Here is a 19,578-nt window from a genome sequence, read left to right on the forward strand (position 1 = left end):
CAGAATAAAATCAAGCGGACGGCGCTTGCTTCCCCAGCAATATGAATCGGACTGCTGACTCCTCAGATCCTCAGTTGAGACCAACTCTTACGGTATGTTTAAACATGAATGATTAATGCTTCTCCTCTCTCCGGCCTCTTACTGCTTTCATTGATCATAAATCAACGGGTGATCGCGGCCACCGCTGCCGGTCATCCGTGTCTTATAATTAATTTTGCCCGTTGTAAAAATCCACACTGAAGTGCTATTTATGCATATCAAATTCTAGTCAAATGAAATTCCTCCCTTGGCCACTATCCACACGCTCCACCTATTAGGCTCTGCTTTGCGTTTACTACTCTGCTTATTGTTACTGGTTTTGTGATTATTGACTGCTCCGTTTATTGTTGACTGGTTTTGCGCTCACTACTTACCAATCTGCTTATTGCATTGGTTTTGTGCCCATTTACTTTCTGATCTGCTTACTGCATTGGTCTTGTGCCTACTTACTTTCTGATCTGCTATTGCATGTTTTTTTATGATTTTTATCACAAATGTGATTTTAATCACATATATTGTGATTTATTTCACTTATAATAAAGACATGAAAGAGATGATCATCTTCCTAAAGAACAGCATCGCAGAATTTCAGCACATCCGAGAATTGGCAAGGAAGCTTTCATAAAAAAAGAAATCATACTTTTAAGGAGTGGTTTATATGTTTAACAACTGGCTGAGAACAAACAAATTGGCAATGTGGCTGCTGACCTTCATTCGGGTCTACATCGGTTATGAATGGATGACGGCAGGTTGGGGTAAATTGACGGGCGGATTTGATGCAGGCGGTTTCCTGCAAGGCGCGATTGCCAAGGCAGCCGGCGATCACCCAGCGGTACAAGGCTGGTGGGCAGCATTCCTCGAACACGGCGCACTACCAGGCGTGAAACTCTTCAACTTCATCATCCCGCTCGGTGAGTTCCTCGTAGGGGTCGGACTGATCCTCGGTACCTTCACTACCTTCGCCGCTCTGATGGGACTTGTGATGAACGCCGCGTTCCTCTTCTCGGGCACCGTGAGCACCAACGCCCAGATGTTACTGCTTGAAGTACTGATCATCGTCGCTGCTGCCAACGCAGGTAAAATCGGTTTCGACCGTTGGGTTCTCCCTTACCTCCGCGGCCTGTGGAACAAAATGACGCACAGAACAACTAAAGGCGATGGCACCACGCACACACCGTTCAAAAAACAAACGGCATAACATGGTAAGCATCTGCAACCAAAAAAACTAACCTATTGATTAAACAGCCCGACTTGAGCAATCAAGCCAGGCTGTTTTTGTTGTGGCATACGTTGGAGATTTTACGTTGGAGTTTTGGTATACGTTGGAGTTTTGGCATACGTTTGAGTTCTAGCATACGGTTCGAGCGCCGTCATACATTTGTGCTTTGTCATATATTTGAGCTTTGTTATACATTTGCGCTATGTCATACATTTGAGCGTTGCACTTAGGGTTCGAGTGTAGTTCATACGGGCACTGCCTAGTCACTTACAATTTTAGCGGACTCAGCGGACCTTATTTTGACCAAAAGCACCCTTTCTTTAACACGAACGGACCAGAGATCCGTTATTCACCAAATGAGGTCCTCATTTTGCCGATTATCCGCTACTTAACGGATCGTGTGTCCGATAGATCCCCCAATTGCGAGCAAAAAGCAAAATAGCGGATCTGAGGTCCGTTACGGCCTGGCTGTAACTCGTTTGACATACCATTTCCTTAGCGGGTGTATAGTTGAAGGATTTGGTTTCGGACTGCAGAAAAATCCTGATCAATAAAAGAGCCCATGCAATCCTACTTCTAGGACTGCATGGGCTTACCCAAGACCAAAGCTTGCTCAAAATATTATTTCTGCACCGCTGCTTTCAGAATTTTGATCTTCTGTTCCTTGGACATATCCCATGTGGTTGAAATGCTGTATTCAAAGCCGCCTTCATGCCAAAAAACGTATTTTGGATAGATATGCGCTGGCAAGTCATCCTCAAAGAAACCTTTTTTCTTACTTCCTTCTGAGTCCAACATATATTTAGAAATAGCTAGCGTGTCTTTTCCGTTTGTATATTCAAGACGTATGGTTGCCGCCTCTTTCCAGTCTATCTTTTTCGAGTAGATGGGTTTTCCGCTCTCCTTGCCTTCGGCCCTTACTTCATCAAGGAACTTTCCTTCGGTTGGACCTTCAATTCTTGCTTTGGAAAACTTATATCCCTCCGGCAAGTTGGCAGGCCGCTTCAGAATAGAACCTTCCAGCGTGGAAGCTCTATTCAAGTAGTCCTCGTAAGCAGTGAATTTTTCTATACCTCCCCAATAACTCAGGTCGAGTCCGCTGTTAAGATCCTTATATTTATGATACAGAACATACATATCACCTGTCTCTTCGCTTAGCTTCTTCACTCTATTGGTCTCAGCTTCGATATACTTCTTATCCTCTGGAGTTAGAGCCTTGGCTGCTGCTTCTGCTTTTTTTTCGGCCTTTTCCAGTTCTTTTTTGTAAAGCTCGCGGTCAATATCCCCCTTGGGATAGATAATATCCGGCACGTTATTGACAACAGCTTCTCCATCCTGTTCCGACTGCACGGAGGCCTTTGACGTTACGTTCCCTGCATCGCTTTCCTTAGCATTAACCAATGTCACGCTGCCTAGCGCGAGAATCATCCCCATCCCCAGAATGGACAGGCGATAGGATTTTTTGTGAAAATGTTTAATCATCGTAAGTCTCCTTTTCATTTGTTTATGCGTGGCGGACAGGCCGGCAAGCCCCGGCTGTCGTTGGTTTCCTGAAAAATGGTCCAGCACATGGATGATCGTTTGTCCGTATGCATTGTTTTGCTGCGGGCTCATCCGATTCAAGGCGCATGCATCGCAGGCCATCTCCTGGTCTTGTCTCGCTTTATGTACGGCTAGCCATAATAACGGATTAAACCAATGGATGATCAGGATGATATGCATTAACCAGTTCACTGCAACGTCCCGCCGCTGAATATGTGCGAACTCATGCGCCAGAATGAATTGAAGTTGATCCTTTTGCAGCGTGATAAGCAGACTGGGCGAAATGACGATCGCCGGTTTGTTAAAACCGACCACGGCAGGTCCAGGAATTCGCTCGCTGGCTACAAACTGCACTGTTTGCTTCACGCCTAATTGCTGTTTCGTCTCGTGAAACACTGCCGATAGAAAAGGCGTATCTATTTTTCGGCCCGTGCGCAGGGCTTGTTTCAATCGAAGCTGGTCGTATACCGTTTTCGCTGCAAGAAGCAGCACACCCGCAAGCCAACCCGACATCAGTATATTGGTGAAGCCTATCTGCTTGAACCCATTCCACCAATAACCGCTGTCCTGCACGGGTCCCGATTCAAGGGATGGAGCAGGTACTTCCGAAGTTCCGCTTGCTTCCGGGTTTATAGAGCGCTCAACATGAATCGCCGCACTTATTCTCCCCGTTTCCTTCCAAAGCGGTGAAACTTGAGTTTGTTGATGAATGCCGGGCACTATGGCCTCCAGAGACAAAACATTGTATAGGCTAAGCGAGGATTCCGGGGCCCAAGGGAGCAGCAAGCGAATGGCCACAGGAAACCAAAGCCAGTATCTCCATCTGGCTTCAATCTTGTTTTTTAGTAGAAATTGCAGCATCAGGACAAGGACGATCATGATGCCGGCCATGAACGATCCGCGAATTACCCAGCCGAAAAACAACAATAAATTTTCATGCAATGTATGACTCATCAGGGCTCTCTCTTTTCTGTTTCCCCGTCGATGCTGTTCTCGTCAAACAAAGCTTTCAGATCCTCGATTTCTTGCGCATTCAGTTTTTTATCCTGCAGAAAGTTGGCCAGCATCGGCTTTAAAGCTCCCCCATAAAGTTTTTTCATGAAGGATTGGGTTTCAGACTGCAGATACTCCTGCTCGCTGATGATCGGATAAAATAGTTGGGTGCGCTTTGAACCCTTTTCCAGTTTCGCACCCGCTGCTTCCTTCTGCACCAGACGACTTAGGAGCGTCCGGGTCGTATTGGGGCTCCACCCCATTCGATCCGTCATTTGTTTTACGACCTCGCTGGAAGGGCAGTCCGGATTTGTCCACAATACGCGCATAATTTCCAGCTCTGCATCCGTAATCGGTGGTATTTGATTCATGAATGAAACCTCCAAAGTCAATTTACTCAGACTACATATGTAGTTATAATACACATGCTACATTTGTAGTTTAGTAATGTCAACTTGTTTGGCAGAGCGTAATTTCTCGTTTTTGTTACACGCTAACATGATTCGCACCGCCTGTGGGCATGATGATCTGCCAAAGAACCCATGTCATCGTATTTTGGAGCGCCTGTCCGAGAAAAAATATAGCTGGCGCAAAATGTTATTTTTTCACGGCTGCTTTTAGCACTTCGATCTTCTGTTTCCTGGACATATCCAAAGAGGAGGTTGAAATGCTGTATTCGAATTTGCCGCCATCATTCCAAAAAACGTATTTTGGAAAGACATGCTTCGGCAGCTTATCGTCAAAGAAACCTTTTTTCTTGCTTCCCTTCGAATCTAGCGTATACTTGGAAAAGCCCAGCGTGTCTTTTCCGCTCGCATATTTAAGACGGATGGTTGCCGCCTCTTTCCAATCGATCTTTTTCACATAGATGGGCTTTCCGCTCTTCTTACCTTCGGCCCTTACTTCATCAACGAACTTTCCTTCGATCGGAGCTTCAATGACCGCTGATAAAAACTTATATCCCTTTGGCAGGTTGGCAGGCTGCTGCAGAATGGACCCCTTCAGGGTTGAAGCTTTTTTCAAGTAGCCCTCGTAGGTAGTGAATTCATGAATCCCTCCCCAATAGCTAATATCAAATCCGCTATTTAATTTTGGGTACTTATGATACAGGACATACATATCACCCGATTCTTGGGTCAACTCCTTCACTCTCTGGATCTCAGCTTCGATAAACTTTTTTTCCTCTGCAGATATAGGCTTGGCTGCTTCGTCTGTTTTTTTAACAGTGGCTTCTTGGGCTTTCTCGTTGGACTGCGCCTTCGCCGCGAGGCTTACGGAAGAACCCATTAATAAAATGCTGCTTAGTGTCGCGATTGCTACTCTCGTTGCTGCCTTCATTTGGTAATGCTCCTCTCCTATGATTTTTTATTTTTTATAAACTACAACTGTAGTTACAAATCAATACTACAACTGTAGTTCAATAATGTCAACACGGTTTGTGCAGAAAAATTTTTGGGGTTTGGTTGAATACAGAAAAAAGAGCCGCAGCGCCTGCGGATCATGGCGAAAAAGAGCCCATGCAATCTTATTTCAGACTGCATGGGCTTGTGTATAAGACCTATGGCGCTACGTTCTTGTTCTCCGCAAAATCAATCGAGCTAAGCTGCATCCCACCACCCCGCCTGAACATCTCATTTTTATCGGCCCACAATAAAAGCCGAGCTTGTAAACCAAGCCCGGCATCTCATTATTCGAATGACCAGCAGTTCAGACTCAAACTGCCATATTGGTAAGATTGAAACAATCGCTTTGCCTTGCGGCCGTTGTCGGCAGCTCCCATTGCATAGAACAAAGGGACAAAATGCTCCCGTCCATAGGAAGGGACAGCATCGCCGGCATGAGGCGCTTTTTTGTCAAACGCAAACAGATTACTCAGATTCCATTCCGTCAGCTGCTTCGCAATCCATTCATCGAATGCAGCCGCCCATTCATCAGGCTCATCGCTCTCATGCACCATCCGCAGATTGTGCACCAAACCGCCGCTCCCGATAATCAGGATGCCTTCTTCACGCAAATCGGACAGCATCGCACCGATGGAATATTGTTCGTTAGGCGAGCGCTTGGAGTCCACGGACAAGGCCACCACCGGAATATTCGCATCGGGGTACATTTTGCGCAGAATGACCCATACCCCATGGTCCAGTCCACGGCCGGTCACGGCTTTGGCATGCAGATTGTTAGCCTCAAAACGCTGACGAATCTGAGCTGCCAGCTCCGCGCTGCCTGGGGCAGGATACGTGATATGGTACATTTCCTCCGGAAATCCGTAAAAATCATGCATCGTACCATGCTCGGCATCTTCGGTCAGCCGCTGATCCGGATCGTCCCAATGGGCAGAAAATACAGCTATGCCCCTAGGTGCAGGCAGCTCCCGCCCCAACTGCTCAAGGAAGCGGGTGTACTCGTTGTCCTCCAGGGCCATCATCGGCGAACCATGGGCAATAAATAAAGCAGGTAACGTCATCGATGCCACCTCCAGCTTCAAAATCAAGGGACAACTCTATTGTACCGTTAAATCGCCCATTATGCCAAATAACTCCCTTAAATCATCCAGTGCTGCCATTCCTGCTGAATGTTCTCCTGTTCGTTCAACCAATCCCGTGTCCGCTGAAGGAGCAGCTCGCGCTGAGGCCCGGCGGAATACGTGTGATCGGCCTGGAAGATGATCTCCTTATCGCAGCGGCCTTCCTGGCGCATCCAGAACACTTTTTGAAACAGGAAAGCGTAGTCCACCGGAATGACTTCATCCGAGGTACCATGTATCACCAGCACATTGCCCGTAAACTTCATCGCTTCCTGGAAAGGCTGACCCTGTGCCAACGAATCGAAAAAGACCGGGGTAAACGAGTATCCCAAATAATCAGCCGATCCAGACTTAACAGAGGTGTCGTACACATCGCGACCGGTGATTTTGACGATATCGTTGAACGGGTATCCTACCGCAGACCACAGGATCAGATTCTTCACCCGCCGGTCACGAACGGCGGTCTGCAGGGCGACAGCGCCGCCCAAGCTATGTCCAATGAGTGTGATGCGCGTCGGATCGACATCGGCACAGCTGAGTCCATAATCGAGAACGGAACGCGTCTGGGCAATCATCGAGTCGAGCCCCTCGCTTCCATAATTGCCCGAGCTCTCTCCGCATCCGATATAATCGAACCGGATCACCATATACCCGTCTTCGGCAAACGCACGCGCCGTTTTGACAAACAGTCGGTCCACGCCGATCCGGCTTCCCACAAAGCCGTGGCAGATGATGACCAACGGTACCCGATTGCATCGGCCGCCTTGGGCCGATTCCTTTAATGGGTAATGGATGGTTGCCGTAAGTTCCTCTTGATTATGCCGGATTGTAATTTGCCGTTCCATGCCGATTCCTCCTTGCGATAACGCGCCGTAATCATAATATTAATAATTCCGATAAGATTAATATGAATTAATTAAACTTATCTTAGCATCGTGATTATGGATTGTCAACGCAAATGGCAGACGGCGAACTACAGCGTAAGGACAAGATAGTGGGATATGATAGGGCGATGCGAGTGGATTTTGACTGAAGCGAGGCGAGATTATAGCCATGCTTGGCTCCTAAAAATCAACCTTATGCAGCGATTCAACCTTCTACTAAAGCTACATAGGTTAAGAAATGGTCCATTCAGCATTCACTCGCGGCTCTGCAAACCCAGCATGCAACTCTTCTTGTCCACTCCAACCTTCATCCAGTTTTCGCACCGCACCTTGAGCCTTACTCATAGCTCTGGCGAAACATCGCATGGGTCTCTTCTCGTCCGCTCCAATCGTTCATCCAGGTCTTCCCGACAGGGTCGTTCTCCCATAAGGATGAGGCAGACAGATCTGTTTCATCACCCTCGGATGCGTATCCTCCTTCAGGCTGGCCAAATATCCCATCCGCTGCACTGCTGCCCGCGACAACCTCTTGCCCGTTTGCCGGCACAGCGTCTCCACCATGCAATTCATCGTCATAAAAGTTAGCACTCACCTGAGAACTCCTCCTTCTTATCCCTAAATGTTTAGAGTGTCGTCTATTGCTTAGAATGCTTATTATTGTGAAATAGGAGCCGGGGAATTATACCTGGTTCACGAATACGACATATATTTTCTAGCTACCTTGCATTGCAAGTATGTTGCTGCTATGATATATTGCATAACAAGGTAGTTGGCAGGGACATTTATATTTTTGTAGGGAATACGGTGCGTATTGACTGGTTGCTTTTGCTTTTGCTTTTGCTTTTGGCTTTTGCTTTTGGCTTTTGCTTTTGGCTTTTGACTATTGGTTATTTATTTTTCGTTATTTATTATTCGTTGTTCATTCGCAATTCATTATTCATTATTCTTTTTTGGTCAATTGCCATTTGTCATTCGCCATTGCCATTGTCATTGTCATTGTCATTCGCCATTATCATTTGTCGTTCGTTATTGTCTTTCTCATCCGCCATCGCCATCATTTGTCACTCGTCATTGATCATTCTCATTCGTAGCCTAGCCTCAATGCGCCCCACTACCTTGCATAGCAATATACTTGAAGGAGGATAACCCTATTCATGACCACCCAAAGTCAAATGCTAAAAGGCATTCTCGAAGGCTGCATTCTCTCGCTTATGGAGCATCGGGAGGTATATGGTTATGAGATTAGCACGCTGCTGGAAGACAGCGGACTATCGTTTGTAAGCGAAGGCAGCATCTATCCCTTGCTGCTTCGCATGCAGAAAGACCAGCTTATTGAAGGTACAATGCGGCCTGCGCCCGGTGCCGGGGGACCGCCCCGCAAATATTACAATTTGACCGATAAAGGCCTGCACGTTCTTCAACAATTCAAGGAGCATTGGGGAACGCTTAAAGATAGTGTGGACCATATTCTAACCCGCGGAGGACAGTGAAGATGAATACCAAACAGATGATCAAAGAGAACAACCGACTCCAGGATGCCATGAAGCCAAACAACCTGAGCTATTACCAAGACATGGTTGTCTATATCCGCAGCAGCTCCGTGCAGGAGCAAAAAGGCGAGGAACTGCTGCTCGAAATCGCCCAGCACCTGCTGGATGCCCAAGCTAAAGGCAAAAGCGCCGAGGATGTATTCGGAAGCGATCCCGAGTCCTACTGCAAGGAGCTGGTGGAGCAGCTGCCAAAAATGAAAGGCCTCAGCAGTCTCCAATACCATCTCATGATCCCATGGATTGCCTTAACCTGGTTTTTCTTCGTCCAAGCGCTGGTCGGTTTCATTACGATGTGGGCCGGGGGACCAGTTGAGCGTATGACGCAGGTACGTATTTCCACCCTGATTCTGATAGCAGGCGGCTCCTATGTGCTTATCCACGCACTATTAAGATGGATGAAGAGCGACACCTTCAAACCGGAGGAGGACAAGCGCAAGATTAACGTCCGCAATATGGGGATTTATGTCGCCATCACCGTATTGATTCTGGTTGCCGGCGTGTGGCTGGGGCGGCTGCTGCCGGTTCTGACGATAGCGCCATGGATCAGTCTCGTTATCTTCCTGGTCGGAATCGCAGGGACGAAACTTCTTTTTTCGAGCAAATAATACAAACTCGTCATGAATTCGCGGCCGGCGCATAACAAAATCTTTAATATTTTTTCGTTCATTGTAAACTAATGTTCTATAGAAGATGATAGGATAAGGGTAATGTGTGGTAAGGGAGGAATATATATGTCAAAATCAAAAAAATCCGCGATTGCTGCCATCCTTGCACTTATTCTATCGATCCAGACTGGCGTCATCGCTAACGCGGCACCTGCATCCGTATCCCAAGCTGGTTCAACCGCCGTCTCAAGTAAAGCTACCGCCTTCGGCAATGCGGTTTACAACAAAGCCAGTAAACTGCTGAAGGAATCTGACGTGGCTTATGCCAAGTCTTACATTACCAAGCATATACGCAGCGTAACCACGTATCAGGCGACCATGCTGGTGCTCAAACTGGAGAATGCGATGAATGATGCGCTCCCGGCCAAAACCGACAAGGTGTATGAAATCGGCATTCAGGATAAACTGATGAACCTGTACAAATTCGGGGAACCGATTAACACCACCATTAACAAAACCAAGGACGACACGCTTCGCAAGGTGCTCATCAACCTGCGGGACAGCGGCTACAGACTATATACGACCGAAGGCGTCATCTTCCCGATTATCGACTATACGACACTGAAACCATACAAGCCTTATATCAATAAGGATATTCAGGCCTATATTGACATCATGATCGTGGAATCCGAAAAGCCTGCCGTCAGTGATGCCGCCTTGGTGATCCCTTGGTCCGAGGTCATTGAACGTGGACTTGCGCAGGAGGCCTTTATTACGACGTATCCCAAATCAAACCGAGCCGCTGATGTGAAGCTGAAGCTTCGTTTTACTGAGCTAAGCTTATTCTACGGCTATAACAATACGCCGCTATTCAAGTACGAGGACAATCTTCTGGACCCGGAAGTGCGGCAAGCCTTCGATAACGTCCTCAAAGACAGCGACACCGTCTCCAAAAGCGCTCTCTTGAAAAAGCTAAAGTCCTGGTCTGAAGTGCTTGAGAGCAACAAGGACAAGTTGACCCAGGAAGTGGAGCAGTATCGTGCGAAGGCGGTTCCGCTCGACTAGAGGAACAAAGCTCAGACCATTCCCTACGTTCAGCAAGATTGTCAACCTAATGAATAGATATGAAAAAAAGCCGGTTTCCCGTTTATAGGAGAATCCGGCTTTTAATCGTGGTCTGAGCCTATTTATCGCGGTCTGTATACCTCTTAAATCAGCAGATTGAACAGGTTCATGTTCTTGTTAAGCTCCGTATAATCCAGACCCTTGCGCTGCATCCGCTCTACCAGCGGGCCGTAATCCTCGGGCCTTAACAGCTCGATGCCCACCAGGGCCGGCCCGTCTTCCTTGTTATGCTTCTTCGTGTATTCGAAGCGTGCGATATCGTCATCGGGACCCAGCACTTCTTCCAGAAACTCACGGAGTGCTCCCGCACGCTGCGGGAAGTTAATCATGAAGTAATGCTTCAGCCCTTCATAAATCAAGGAACGCTCCTTGATTTCCTGCATCCGGTCGATATCGTTATTGCCGCCGCTGATGATGCATACCACCGTTTTTCCGCGAATCCGGTCCCGGTTCATATCCAGCGCAGCCACGGCCAGCGACCCGGCAGGCTCTACAACGATCGCATTTTCGTTATATAACTCAAGGATGGTGGTGCAGGCTTTTCCTTCCGGAACCGTCACGATGTCATCAACCAACTCGCAGCATATATCATAAGTCAGCTGCCCGACACGCTTCACGGCGGCGCCATCCACGAATTTGTCGATTTCGTGCATGGTGACGACCTCACCCTGCTTCTTGGATTCGATCATGGACGCAGCCCCGAGCGGTTCAACGCCAATGACTTGCGTCGTTGGGCTGACGGTTTTTACATACGTTGCCACGCCAGCCGCAAGACCGCCGCCGCCGATGGTGACAAACATATAATCGGCCGGCGCGTCCAGCTCCTCCATAACCTCCATCCCGATCGTGCCGTTGCCCGCGATAATCTTCGCTTCATCGAACGGGTGAATAAAGGTCATGCCATACTCATCGCAGGCCTTGATCGCTTCAGCATATGCATCGTCGAAGGTATCACCTGTCAGAATCACCTCGACACTGCCACCGCCAAAACGCTTCACCTGCTTCACCTTCTGGTTCGGGGTCGTGCTCGGCATGTAAATCTTGCCTTTAATATTCAACGCGTTACATGAGAAAGCCACCCCTTGCGCATGGTTGCCCGCGCTCGCGCACACAATGCCGTTGCTGCGTTCTTCATCCGACAAGCTGCGAATCATATTGTAAGCGCCGCGGATCTTGAAGGAGCGAACCACCTGCAGGTCCTCGCGCTTCAGATACACTTCGCAGTCATACTTAGCCGATAGCACAGCGTCCCGCTGCAGCGGCGTGCGTACGATCACTTCACGAAGCACGTGGTGTGCGCGCACGATGTCCTCCATGCTGACTGCCCGTTTTGCCGTATACGTCTCTTCCATTCTCTCGATCACACTCCCACTTCGCTGCCAGGTAAACGTTGATCCTTCCGCTACCCTTATTTACGTATTTCTATCATTGTATCACTTTTCATGAAAATATCCCGCCCTTTTCTGGCAAGCCTTCGCAAAATGGTGATGATTTCAAGAGCATGAGGCCTGATTTCCAGTCGAACCTATCCCGCCCGCTTCTCTGACGCATGCTGCAAAAGCAGCAAACGCCTTGCTGCGGAATGATTCATTGCGACGGACGAGCTGTGTCGTGGCAATGCGATACCCATCCGGAACGGGGTAGGCCCTTAAACTTGGATCGGACCAAGGAATGGCCGCTGCCGGCAGAAGCGCGCAACCCAATTTGGCTCGTACACAGCTGAGCATCGTTTCCAATGTGCTGATCTCGATCATGTTTGCTGTGGCGATCCCTTCGCTGCGAAGCCATTCCTCGTTAGACTTCCGGAACGGACATCCCTTGGGAAACACGATCCAAGAAGCACCCGAAAGACCGAACGCCTCGAACGTCTCCTCTTCTCCGTATTTCTCCGACGAAACAAGCAGCGACACCTCCTCCCGGATTTCCAGCTCGCTCTCCAGCCGTGACCTGTCATAATCGCCGGTAATGAATGCCCCATCCAATTTTCGACTGAGCATGCTTTCCTCATGCTGTGGAGAAGTTCCACTTACGAGAGACAGCGCGACCTCCGGATAGATTCGTTGGAATTCGGACAAGGCTTGAATAAAGGATGGCGATGTCGCCATCGTCTCCACGACGCCGATCACAAGCGGACCGCTGGGATAAGGGGGCTCCTTCACTGCTGCAACGGCTTCCTCAGCCATGCCGAGAATCTCCTTGGCATATCGATGAAGAACGAGCCCCTTCTCCGTGGGGGAGACGCCCTTTGGATGTCTGTCGAACAAGGGAACACCCAGCTCGGACTCCAGCTTGCGTATGCGCGCCGTCACGTTGGATTGCACATACCCCATCTTCTCGGCAGCTCCCGATACGCTGCCTTCCTCCACAATGACGGATATAACCCTCAAATCCGTTAAGTCCATCCAGCTCACCTTTCAGTATCATTTTTTTTGATATATACATCAATTTCTATCATTTTACAGTATAGACGATCCGGAATACAATCTGTTCATACCTACAAAGTGTCAGTTGCATAAGACGAATTTAACCCTTGAGGAGGATACATCCATGCATTCATACCCCAGCCTGCTAACCGAAACTTCATTAGGATCTTTGAAGCTGCGCAATCGCGCCGTACTCTCACCCATGACCAGAACGAGCGCAGAGCCGAATGGCCTGGCTAACAACCGAATGGTCCGATATTATCAGAGATTCGCGAAGGGCGGGTTCGGTCTGATCATTACGGAAGGCCTTTATCCGGATGCCGTACAGAGCCAAAGCTATCTCAACCAGCCCGGCATGGCCAATGACCAACAGGCTGCGTCCTGGAAGCCTATCGTCGAAGCTGTTCATCGGGAGGGCGGTAAAATCATCGCACAGTTGATGCACGCCGGGGCCCTGGTTCAGCATGAGCGATTCGTACCGGTTGCCCCTTCATCGGTGAAGCCGGTGGGCACCATGCTTGAGGACCATGGGGGAAGCGGGGAATTCGCCACCCCACAGGAGATGACCCCGCCTCAGATTAAACAAACAATTCAGGATTTTGCTCATGCGGCACTTCGGGCCAAGGCCGCTGGATTCGACGGGGTTGAAATCCATGCGGCAAACGGCTATCTGCTCGATCAATTCATAACCGATTACACCAACCACAGAACGGATGAATACGGCGGGGCCACGGAGAATCGGATTCGAATTGTCGTTGAGACGCTGGAAGCCATTCGGTCTGCCGTTGGCCCGGACTATATTGTGGGTGTTCGGGTTTCCCAGGGCAAGGTGAACGATTTTCATCATAAGTGGGCTCAGGGAGTGGAAGATGCCAAGATCATATTCGGTCAATTGAGTGGGGCTTCACCGTCTTACATTCACACGACGGAGTACAAAGCTTACGCCCCCGCTTTCGCTGAGGGCGAGGCGACCTTAGCCGAGCTTGCCACAACGTATAGCAGCGTTCCCGTCATCGCGAACGGCAAACTCGGTGATCCGGCTGTCGCGGAGCGACTCTTGGCTTCAGGCCATGCGCACTTCGTTGCGATCGGCACCAGCGCCTTGGTCAATCCGGACTGGGTGAATAAAGCTCGGGCAGGGACAGAGCTCCGGCCCTTCGATCATCAATTTCTGCAGCCCATCGCCACGATCAGGGAGGATGAGGTGCTTATATGAAGCGCACGAAAGCCGGGGTTATCAATCCCCGGCTTTCGTGTTTTATTGGGTACGGAGACGAATCCGCCTCCAACTTACGAATGACGGCATGCCAATCAGTCCATGGGAATCACAATAACATTCCCATTCTGCGTGGATATCTTAATCTGACGATGTAAGATTTCTACGCCGAGCCCCTCTTTCACAGCCTCCATGGAAGGCTCTTCGATGACCGGAGCACGCGGATCGCCGTGCACAGCCGATATGAGCCAATGGGTTCCGGGTTCGAGCGCCGCCCTCAACGAAGGAATGACGGTTCGGGGACGCAGCAGATTGGTATGGGCCTGGGGATAGATGAGCTCTGCCGTATCGTAACCGAGCATGCCATAGATGGCGCTCGTGCCGAAGGTACCGGAAGCCGATGCTGCCCCATCTATCGCCCGGGAGCTGTTCAGAGATCCTAAACCTAAAGCAAACCCGCCTTCTGCAGCATCAAGTATTCTGCTCGTGCTGATCCGATGAATGCGGATATGCCAAGGCAGCCCCGCAGCTATCCATGTCCGTACCTCCACGTCTCTCCACGGCTTCCATTTTGCATACAGCACATGCTCCTGAATCCGCGTCTCCTCGCCTAAACGTTTGACCCGGTACAGTCGATCACCTTCGCTTAGCGACAGCATGGAATCAAAAGCACCTTGAGCCAGTCCCCATTCCGCCCTCGGCACGCTGAACGCAAAGGCGGTAGAGTAGACAAACTTCTCGTACTTGGCAGAAGTATGCGTATGCTCATTGGTAGACGGATGGCCCGTATTGAACGCAGCCACATGGCCGTTCTGCTGGTCGCGGCAAAGGACCAGATGTGCAGGCTCCTGGACCGAAATACTTCCCGTCTCCGCCAGCTCCTGCTCCTCGGCCGTCCAGAACGGATGACCGTCCGGCAAAGCCAGGATCAGAAACGTCTTTAACGACCAGTACACGGAGCCGGCCGCGTTATAGTTCTCCGACATGATTCGGTTCGGATAAGCGTACCCCACCGTTAGCACGCCGTCCCGGTCAAAAATAGGCTGCCGAAACCACCATCTGAGATTTCGCAGGACCAGCCCCTTCAGCTGGCCCGGACTAAACCCTTCCAGTCCGGCATAAGCCGCAGCCGACCAGATGGCCGACTGGGCAAAGCGGTACGTCAAGCTGCGCCCGTAAGGAACAGCCGCCCCGTCGGGGGCAAACCAGTGGACGAAATCGCGGGCAAACAACGCCGCCCGCTCCTTGTAACGCCCGGCGCGTTCCGGGTCCTCCTCTCCCATCAACTGCCCATAGATCAGGCCGTAGAAATGAAAAGCATACGGCACGTAGTAATCGCTGTGCCCCCCGATTCCATCGCTATACCAGCCCGCATCCAGATAGAACTCCTCGATTCGTTGGAGATTGTTCTCCAACTGCCCCGCATCGTACGGCAAGCCTGCTTTGCGGAAACCGACGTTGACAAATACATGGAAAAATAGCCAATTGCAATCATAGCAAGGATGATGGTTAATCTGATCGAGCCACTGATAGAGATTAGCCTTCTCCTTCTCGCTCAGCGGCTGCCAGATGCGATCCGGAATCAGAGCAAAGGCCATTCCAAATACCGCCATCTCCACCAGCCGTTGGTCATAGTCGTTAACCTTTCCCCAATACTCCGCATGCTCCGGATCGGTCCCTGAACGTATCCCTTGCAGAGATAGCTCCCACAGATCGCCATGGGAGCCTCCGGCAACGGCGGGAACGAGTCCCCACAGCACGCGCGAGAAGCCCTCCATCTCCGCAATATCGGCATAGGCGTCGACGCCCGAATGGTCGAGGATTAATCGTGCACGCCCCTCGCTGTAATATTTATTCAGAGGCTCGAGCAGTTGGGTGAGTGCTTCCTGCACATCCTCTCTTGTCCGCAGCGGATTCCGGGTAACCGGATGGGTCGAGCCGCGACCGACATTCCTTGTAGGCTGTATGCTCATCTAATTTTCACTCCATTTCGGAATGCTTTTTCTACTTCTCTTACTTGCGTTACTTCTACTCTTCCCTTCCAGAGCGCCTGTTTCTCTTATTCTCTTCCTGAGAATCTACCTTACTATCCATTTCCCAGTGCTGCTTCTTCTCTTATCCTCTTCCGGGTACGCCTGCTGTTCCTCAGCTTTTCTTTTTTTCTGTTCCTATCTCTGGTCCTGTTTCTGCCCCTGTCCTTGTACCCGATCCGTCCGCTTCAATCTCCTTTATTCCCAGTAAAAAGGCCCCTTCTCTCTCAGCCGCGCCAGTCCTTCGACAAAGAAAAAGTCGCCGTAAATCAGGGGCACGTCGATATTCCGGCCTTCCGGATAATGACTGGTGCCGTGGAGAATTAGGCCTTCCTCTTTATCGTTATCCCACGTACCGTAATTCCGGTACAGCGATTCCAGAATTCGGACTGCCGTCGCCCGGTATACGGCCCCCTGCCCCAGTTCCACCTTGTCCGCCAGAAGCAGCAGGCCGCTGGCGGCACAGGCACCGGCAGAGGAATCCCGATATATGCGTGCCTCATCCGGCGTGCGGAAATCCCAGAATGGCACATGGTCTTCCGGCAGGTTTGCCAGGAAGAAATTCGCAACCGTTTTGGCCGTGTCGAGGTATATCGACTTGCCCGTATGATGGTAGGCAAGCGTTAAGCCGTAGATCGCCCACGCCGTTCCCCTGGACCAGGCGGATTCCGGTGCAAAGCCCTGGCCGCCGATCCCTTCCAGGCGCTTACCGGTTACCGGATCGTATCGAACGATATGATAGACGGAACCATCCGGCCGGACGAAGTCCCGAACCACCGTATCCATGTGCGCTTCGGCAATATGCCGATAGCGGGGATCCCCGCTGATCTGCGACGCCTGGAACAACAGGGGCATATTCATGGCGCAATCGATGATGGCGAGGCCCGCGTTATCCTCCCCTTCCGACCATGGATTCCAGGCTCGAATATATTGGCCCTTCAGGTTGAAGCGTGCAGCCAGGAAGTTGGCTGCCTTGAGCGCGCGTATCTTGGACTCTTCGCTGCCGGTCAGCTTGTAGGATGCCATGCTGGTGAGCGTCCACATGAAGCCGAGATCATGGTCCAGACGAACATATTCGTTCAGCACGTCATCCAGAATGAGCTCGCACTGCTCGGCGGTTGTTCTAAGCTCCGCCACCCCGCTGTCGTTGTACAGAAGCCACAGCATGCCCGGCCAGAAGCCGGCCGTCCACCAATGCGGCGACTCCAATTGGTAGACTCCATTCTGGCTGGCATGCGGAAATCCCGTCCCGATCCGCGTTACGTTTCGCTGCGTCTTCGCAAGCGATTTCTCCCAGGCCTCCGTCAACCAATCCAAAGCGATCTCCGTTTTCATTCCTGTCCACTCCTCTGTTCATATGAATTGAAATCTGAAATCGATATTCGCATGCAAGCCAGTGGCCTTCACTTTAAAATCCACGGCATACCAAGCCGCTTCCTTGCCGAAGTGATCACGGTAAACATGGCTTGTCAGCTCAGGCTCCACCAGTTCGCTGTCAAAGTGGATCAGCAGGCCGGACCTGTCGTCCTCGGAAAAAGCAGGCTCCGGGATAGAGTCCTTTGTTTTAAGCTGCTTCTCGTTTCCTCCTCGGTGCTGAGCCGGTACCTCCCAATTTCCACCTCGAACCTGAGCCGGCTGATCCCCGGCCCCTTCTTCAGCTGCTATCAGCTCCGCCGTCTTTTCTAAGACCTGAACGGCTTCTTGCCCTCCTGCCTTTACTTGCTCTTGGACTCCCGCTGTCCGTAACGCGACAACCCGTCGGCCATCGATCAGCACCAGCTCGGGCTGTATTCTGGTGACGATCCGCTCCACCAAGCTGCCTGGGGACGAATCGAACGTGAAGCGGTCGCTCAGCGTCAGTTCCGGCTGATTCCCCTCTTTGTTCCACTCCAGCTTCCTCGTGAATGCCCGAAGCGCAGGAACGCGGTAGGCCGAGGTAAGATCGAGACTCAGCCGATCCACGGCTTCACCCGTCACCGCTTCCAATACGACCGCGGCGCAATCCGAACCCTCTCGCTGATAATGACCGTCAATGATCGGCACGGAGTGGCCTTGGGAACCGTTGCAATCATAGCCATACCGTCCTTCGCCGAAATATTCCGCCGTGTACTCCCCGCAGCCAAGGTCCGAGCACCATACTTCCCCGGCACCGTACAGGATGAAATGCCCGAGATCATTATGGTTGTGCGGCTCGCCGTTGCTACCACCCTTGGCGGCAAACGCGTACACTTCGCCTCCGTGGGCGCTGCGGGAGATCAGCCACTGGGCATCGGGCAAATAATAACTTGCCTCTTCCCAATCGCTTCCCTCCAGCAAGGGGTTCCGCCAGATCAGGTTGCGCAAAGCCGGAGCCCAGCGGCTGCAATGATCGTCGCGGTAACGCGACCGGAGAGACTGGGGCGGAGACTCGAAGTCTGCGTACAATCCGGCCAGATAATGTGACAAGCCGATATGTACCGTGCTTTCCGGGTGTGAATCGGAGAAGTTGACAACGGCCTTCCCTCCCAAAAAGCCCTGCTGCTGAAACAAGGCGATGCGGCCGACCTTCTCCGCAAGGAACCAATCCAACGCACCCCGGCTGCGCTTGCGCAACAAATCGGCATAATACACGAAATAACCGAACCCGTAATTCCAGTATCCCAGCCCTTCCAGACAGGCTCCATCGGCACCAAAGCCCTGCAGGTAATAGTCCATGCACCGCTCCGTCTTCAACAGAACCTTCGCTAGGGATTCTCCGCTTTCCATAAGCAGCAGCGCGGCGGAGCCGATGGAGCCGGCACAGACGGCAGACCAATTATGCGTCGCGGTCTCCCAGCCGTGCTCACGGCTTAGGAAAGGGATGAATAACCGCTCTTGAACCTCTTCCTCAATTCTTGAAATCAGCAGTGAAGGAAGATAGTCCCGCAGCAGCACGCGAATTTCGCTGAGAGTAAACCCGGTCTCGGCGCTGAACAGATCAATCGTCCCCTTGATGCCGCCCGGTGATTCCGCGTTCAGATGCGCCGGCAAACACCAGGTATACTCATCGCAGATGGACCAGATCATCTCTTGGAGAGCCGTCCGATACGCTTCCTTATCCGGCTCGAGAAGGGTCAGCAGGGCAAATGTATTCAGCCGGAGCCTTCGCTCGAAATAAACCTTCTCATAGTCCAGCCTCGTTCCCTGCCGGGCAAATCGGGTGAATAAGTCATACGTCAGCGGCGGGTTCGGGACAGACAGCAGCCGTTCCCCTTCCTCGCGAATCTCGGATATATCCTGCTCGTAATCCCCGCTTCGCCGGATACCTTCCCAGAAGGACCTCTGGTCCCCGCCTTGGTAATACATCCGCAGATCGGCGGGAGCCATCCCGTTCACGATCGTTGTCAGCTCCTGTATCCTGTTCATCGGACTAAAACTTCCTCCTTCCCGTTTCGACGCCTGTTGGAGAC

The 19,578-nt window shown here is 51.0% G+C and carries 16 protein-coding genes; 5 read left to right on the forward strand and 11 right to left on the reverse strand.

All coding sequences use genetic code 11. The features are described from left to right. The first annotated feature begins 697 nt into the window (after window positions 1–697). The gene (locus PLA01S_RS03080; protein ID WP_127590002.1) at window positions 698–1,237 is read left to right on the forward strand and encodes a DoxX family protein; all 540 of its coding nucleotides are present in this window, start codon (window positions 698–700) and stop codon (window positions 1,235–1,237) included. A gap of 642 nt (window positions 1,238–1,879) precedes the next feature. Here PLA01S_RS03080 and PLA01S_RS03085 read toward each other — a convergent pair. The 6 genes from PLA01S_RS03085 to PLA01S_RS03110 all read right to left on the reverse strand — a co-directional run bounded on the left by PLA01S_RS03085 (window position 1,880) and on the right by PLA01S_RS03110 (window position 7,793). Further along, window positions 1,880–3,754: a M56 family metallopeptidase gene (locus PLA01S_RS03085; RefSeq protein ID WP_127590003.1), complete on the reverse strand. Its 1,875-nt coding sequence runs from the start codon at window positions 3,752–3,754 to the stop codon at window positions 1,880–1,882. Next, on the reverse strand, window positions 3,754–4,164 hold the full coding sequence (locus tag PLA01S_RS03090) for a BlaI/MecI/CopY family transcriptional regulator (RefSeq protein WP_127590004.1): 411 nt from the start codon (window positions 4,162–4,164) through the stop codon (window positions 3,754–3,756). Before PLA01S_RS03090 ends, PLA01S_RS03085 begins: the two co-directional genes overlap by 1 nt. 226 nt (window positions 4,165–4,390) lie before the next feature. Beyond that, entirely contained in the window at window positions 4,391–5,131 is a 741-nt protein-coding gene (locus tag PLA01S_RS03095; RefSeq protein ID WP_127590005.1) for a hypothetical protein, read from the reverse strand. 349 nt (window positions 5,132–5,480) lie between these two features. Then, window positions 5,481–6,257, reverse strand: coding sequence for a DODA-type extradiol aromatic ring-opening family dioxygenase (locus PLA01S_RS03100; protein WP_127590006.1), 777 nt, complete (start codon window positions 6,255–6,257; stop codon window positions 5,481–5,483). Between the two features lie 77 nt (window positions 6,258–6,334). After that, window positions 6,335–7,162, reverse strand: a complete 828-nt coding sequence (locus tag PLA01S_RS03105; RefSeq protein ID WP_127590007.1) for an alpha/beta hydrolase — start codon at window positions 7,160–7,162, stop codon at window positions 6,335–6,337. 376 nt (window positions 7,163–7,538) lie between these two features. After that, window positions 7,539–7,793, reverse strand: coding sequence for a hypothetical protein (locus tag PLA01S_RS03110; RefSeq protein ID WP_127590008.1), 255 nt, complete (start codon window positions 7,791–7,793; stop codon window positions 7,539–7,541). Between the two features lie 562 nt (window positions 7,794–8,355). On the opposite strand from PLA01S_RS03110, the gene PLA01S_RS03115 reads away from it, so the two are divergent. From PLA01S_RS03115 to PLA01S_RS03125, 3 genes are all read left to right on the forward strand, one after another. Continuing rightward, a complete protein-coding gene (locus PLA01S_RS03115; RefSeq protein ID WP_127590009.1) occupies window positions 8,356–8,691 on the forward strand; it encodes a PadR family transcriptional regulator in 336 nt (111 codons plus the stop codon). A gap of 2 nt (window positions 8,692–8,693) precedes the next feature. Further along, window positions 8,694–9,356: a DUF1129 family protein gene (locus tag PLA01S_RS03120; RefSeq protein WP_127590010.1), complete on the forward strand. Its 663-nt coding sequence runs from the start codon at window positions 8,694–8,696 to the stop codon at window positions 9,354–9,356. Between the two features lie 126 nt (window positions 9,357–9,482). Next, window positions 9,483–10,421 carry a hypothetical protein gene (locus PLA01S_RS03125; RefSeq protein WP_127590011.1) on the forward strand — a complete coding sequence of 313 codons (939 nt, stop codon included), beginning with the start codon at window positions 9,483–9,485 and terminating at the stop codon, window positions 10,419–10,421. 143 nt (window positions 10,422–10,564) lie between these two features. On the opposite strand, the gene ilvA is transcribed toward PLA01S_RS03125, so the two are convergent. After that, window positions 10,565–11,833 (reverse strand): threonine ammonia-lyase IlvA, encoded by a 1,269-nt coding sequence (gene ilvA / locus PLA01S_RS03130; RefSeq protein ID WP_096774986.1) that lies wholly within the window; start codon window positions 11,831–11,833, stop codon window positions 10,565–10,567. Window positions 11,834–11,974: 141 nt separating this feature from the next. Further along, window positions 11,975–12,883: a LysR family transcriptional regulator gene (locus PLA01S_RS03135; RefSeq protein WP_127590012.1), complete on the reverse strand. Its 909-nt coding sequence runs from the start codon at window positions 12,881–12,883 to the stop codon at window positions 11,975–11,977. Between the two features lie 145 nt (window positions 12,884–13,028). On the opposite strand from PLA01S_RS03135, the gene PLA01S_RS03140 reads away from it, so the two are divergent. After that, window positions 13,029–14,120: an oxidoreductase gene (locus PLA01S_RS03140; protein ID WP_127590013.1), complete on the forward strand. Its 1,092-nt coding sequence runs from the start codon at window positions 13,029–13,031 to the stop codon at window positions 14,118–14,120. Between the two features lie 95 nt (window positions 14,121–14,215). Here PLA01S_RS03140 and PLA01S_RS03145 read toward each other — a convergent pair whose 3' ends face one another. The 3 genes from PLA01S_RS03145 to PLA01S_RS03155 all read right to left on the reverse strand — a co-directional run bounded on the left by PLA01S_RS03145 (window position 14,216) and on the right by PLA01S_RS03155 (window position 19,534). Then, entirely contained in the window at window positions 14,216–16,093 is a 1,878-nt protein-coding gene (locus PLA01S_RS03145) for a DUF2264 domain-containing protein (protein WP_127590014.1), read from the reverse strand. A 255-nt stretch (window positions 16,094–16,348) separates the two neighbouring features. After that, the gene (locus PLA01S_RS03150; protein ID WP_127590015.1) at window positions 16,349–17,485 is read right to left on the reverse strand and encodes a glycoside hydrolase family 88 protein; all 1,137 of its coding nucleotides are present in this window, start codon (window positions 17,483–17,485) and stop codon (window positions 16,349–16,351) included. Window positions 17,486–17,503: 18 nt separating this feature from the next. Next, entirely contained in the window at window positions 17,504–19,534 is a 2,031-nt protein-coding gene (locus PLA01S_RS03155; protein ID WP_127590016.1) for a heparinase II/III family protein, read from the reverse strand. Between the last annotated feature and the right edge of the window lie 44 nt (window positions 19,535–19,578).

It is taken from the genome of Paenibacillus lautus NBRC 15380 (assembly GCF_004000945.1).
In the GTDB taxonomy this organism is placed as follows: Bacteria; Bacillota; Bacilli; order Paenibacillales; family Paenibacillaceae; genus Paenibacillus_AQ; species Paenibacillus_AQ lautus.

What these genes read in the sequence shown, in the direction of transcription:
- ilvA (WP_096774986.1), bottom strand. Translation starts at nt 11,833, where the DNA reads ATGGAAGAGACGTATACGGCAAAACGGGCAGTCAGCATGGAGGACATC.
- PLA01S_RS03120 (WP_127590010.1), top strand. Translation starts at nt 8,694, where the DNA reads ATGAATACCAAACAGATGATCAAAGAGAACAACCGACTCCAGGATGCC.
- PLA01S_RS03095 (WP_127590005.1), bottom strand. Translation starts at nt 5,131, where the DNA reads ATGAAGGCAGCAACGAGAGTAGCAATCGCGACACTAAGCAGCATTTTA.
- PLA01S_RS03135 (WP_127590012.1), bottom strand. Translation starts at nt 12,883, where the DNA reads ATGGACTTAACGGATTTGAGGGTTATATCCGTCATTGTGGAGGAAGGC.
- PLA01S_RS03115 (WP_127590009.1), top strand. Translation starts at nt 8,356, where the DNA reads ATGACCACCCAAAGTCAAATGCTAAAAGGCATTCTCGAAGGCTGCATT.
- PLA01S_RS03150 (WP_127590015.1), bottom strand. Translation starts at nt 17,485, where the DNA reads ATGAAAACGGAGATCGCTTTGGATTGGTTGACGGAGGCCTGGGAGAAA.
- PLA01S_RS03090 (WP_127590004.1), bottom strand. Translation starts at nt 4,164, where the DNA reads ATGAATCAAATACCACCGATTACGGATGCAGAGCTGGAAATTATGCGC.
- PLA01S_RS03155 (WP_127590016.1), bottom strand. Translation starts at nt 19,534, where the DNA reads ATGAACAGGATACAGGAGCTGACAACGATCGTGAACGGGATGGCTCCC.
- PLA01S_RS03085 (WP_127590003.1), bottom strand. Translation starts at nt 3,754, where the DNA reads ATGAGTCATACATTGCATGAAAATTTATTGTTGTTTTTCGGCTGGGTA.
- PLA01S_RS03125 (WP_127590011.1), top strand. Translation starts at nt 9,483, where the DNA reads ATGTCAAAATCAAAAAAATCCGCGATTGCTGCCATCCTTGCACTTATT.
- PLA01S_RS03105 (WP_127590007.1), bottom strand. Translation starts at nt 7,162, where the DNA reads ATGGAACGGCAAATTACAATCCGGCATAATCAAGAGGAACTTACGGCA.
- PLA01S_RS03100 (WP_127590006.1), bottom strand. Translation starts at nt 6,257, where the DNA reads ATGACGTTACCTGCTTTATTTATTGCCCATGGTTCGCCGATGATGGCC.
- PLA01S_RS03140 (WP_127590013.1), top strand. Translation starts at nt 13,029, where the DNA reads ATGCATTCATACCCCAGCCTGCTAACCGAAACTTCATTAGGATCTTTG.
- PLA01S_RS03080 (WP_127590002.1), top strand. Translation starts at nt 698, where the DNA reads ATGTTTAACAACTGGCTGAGAACAAACAAATTGGCAATGTGGCTGCTG.
- PLA01S_RS03145 (WP_127590014.1), bottom strand. Translation starts at nt 16,093, where the DNA reads ATGAGCATACAGCCTACAAGGAATGTCGGTCGCGGCTCGACCCATCCG.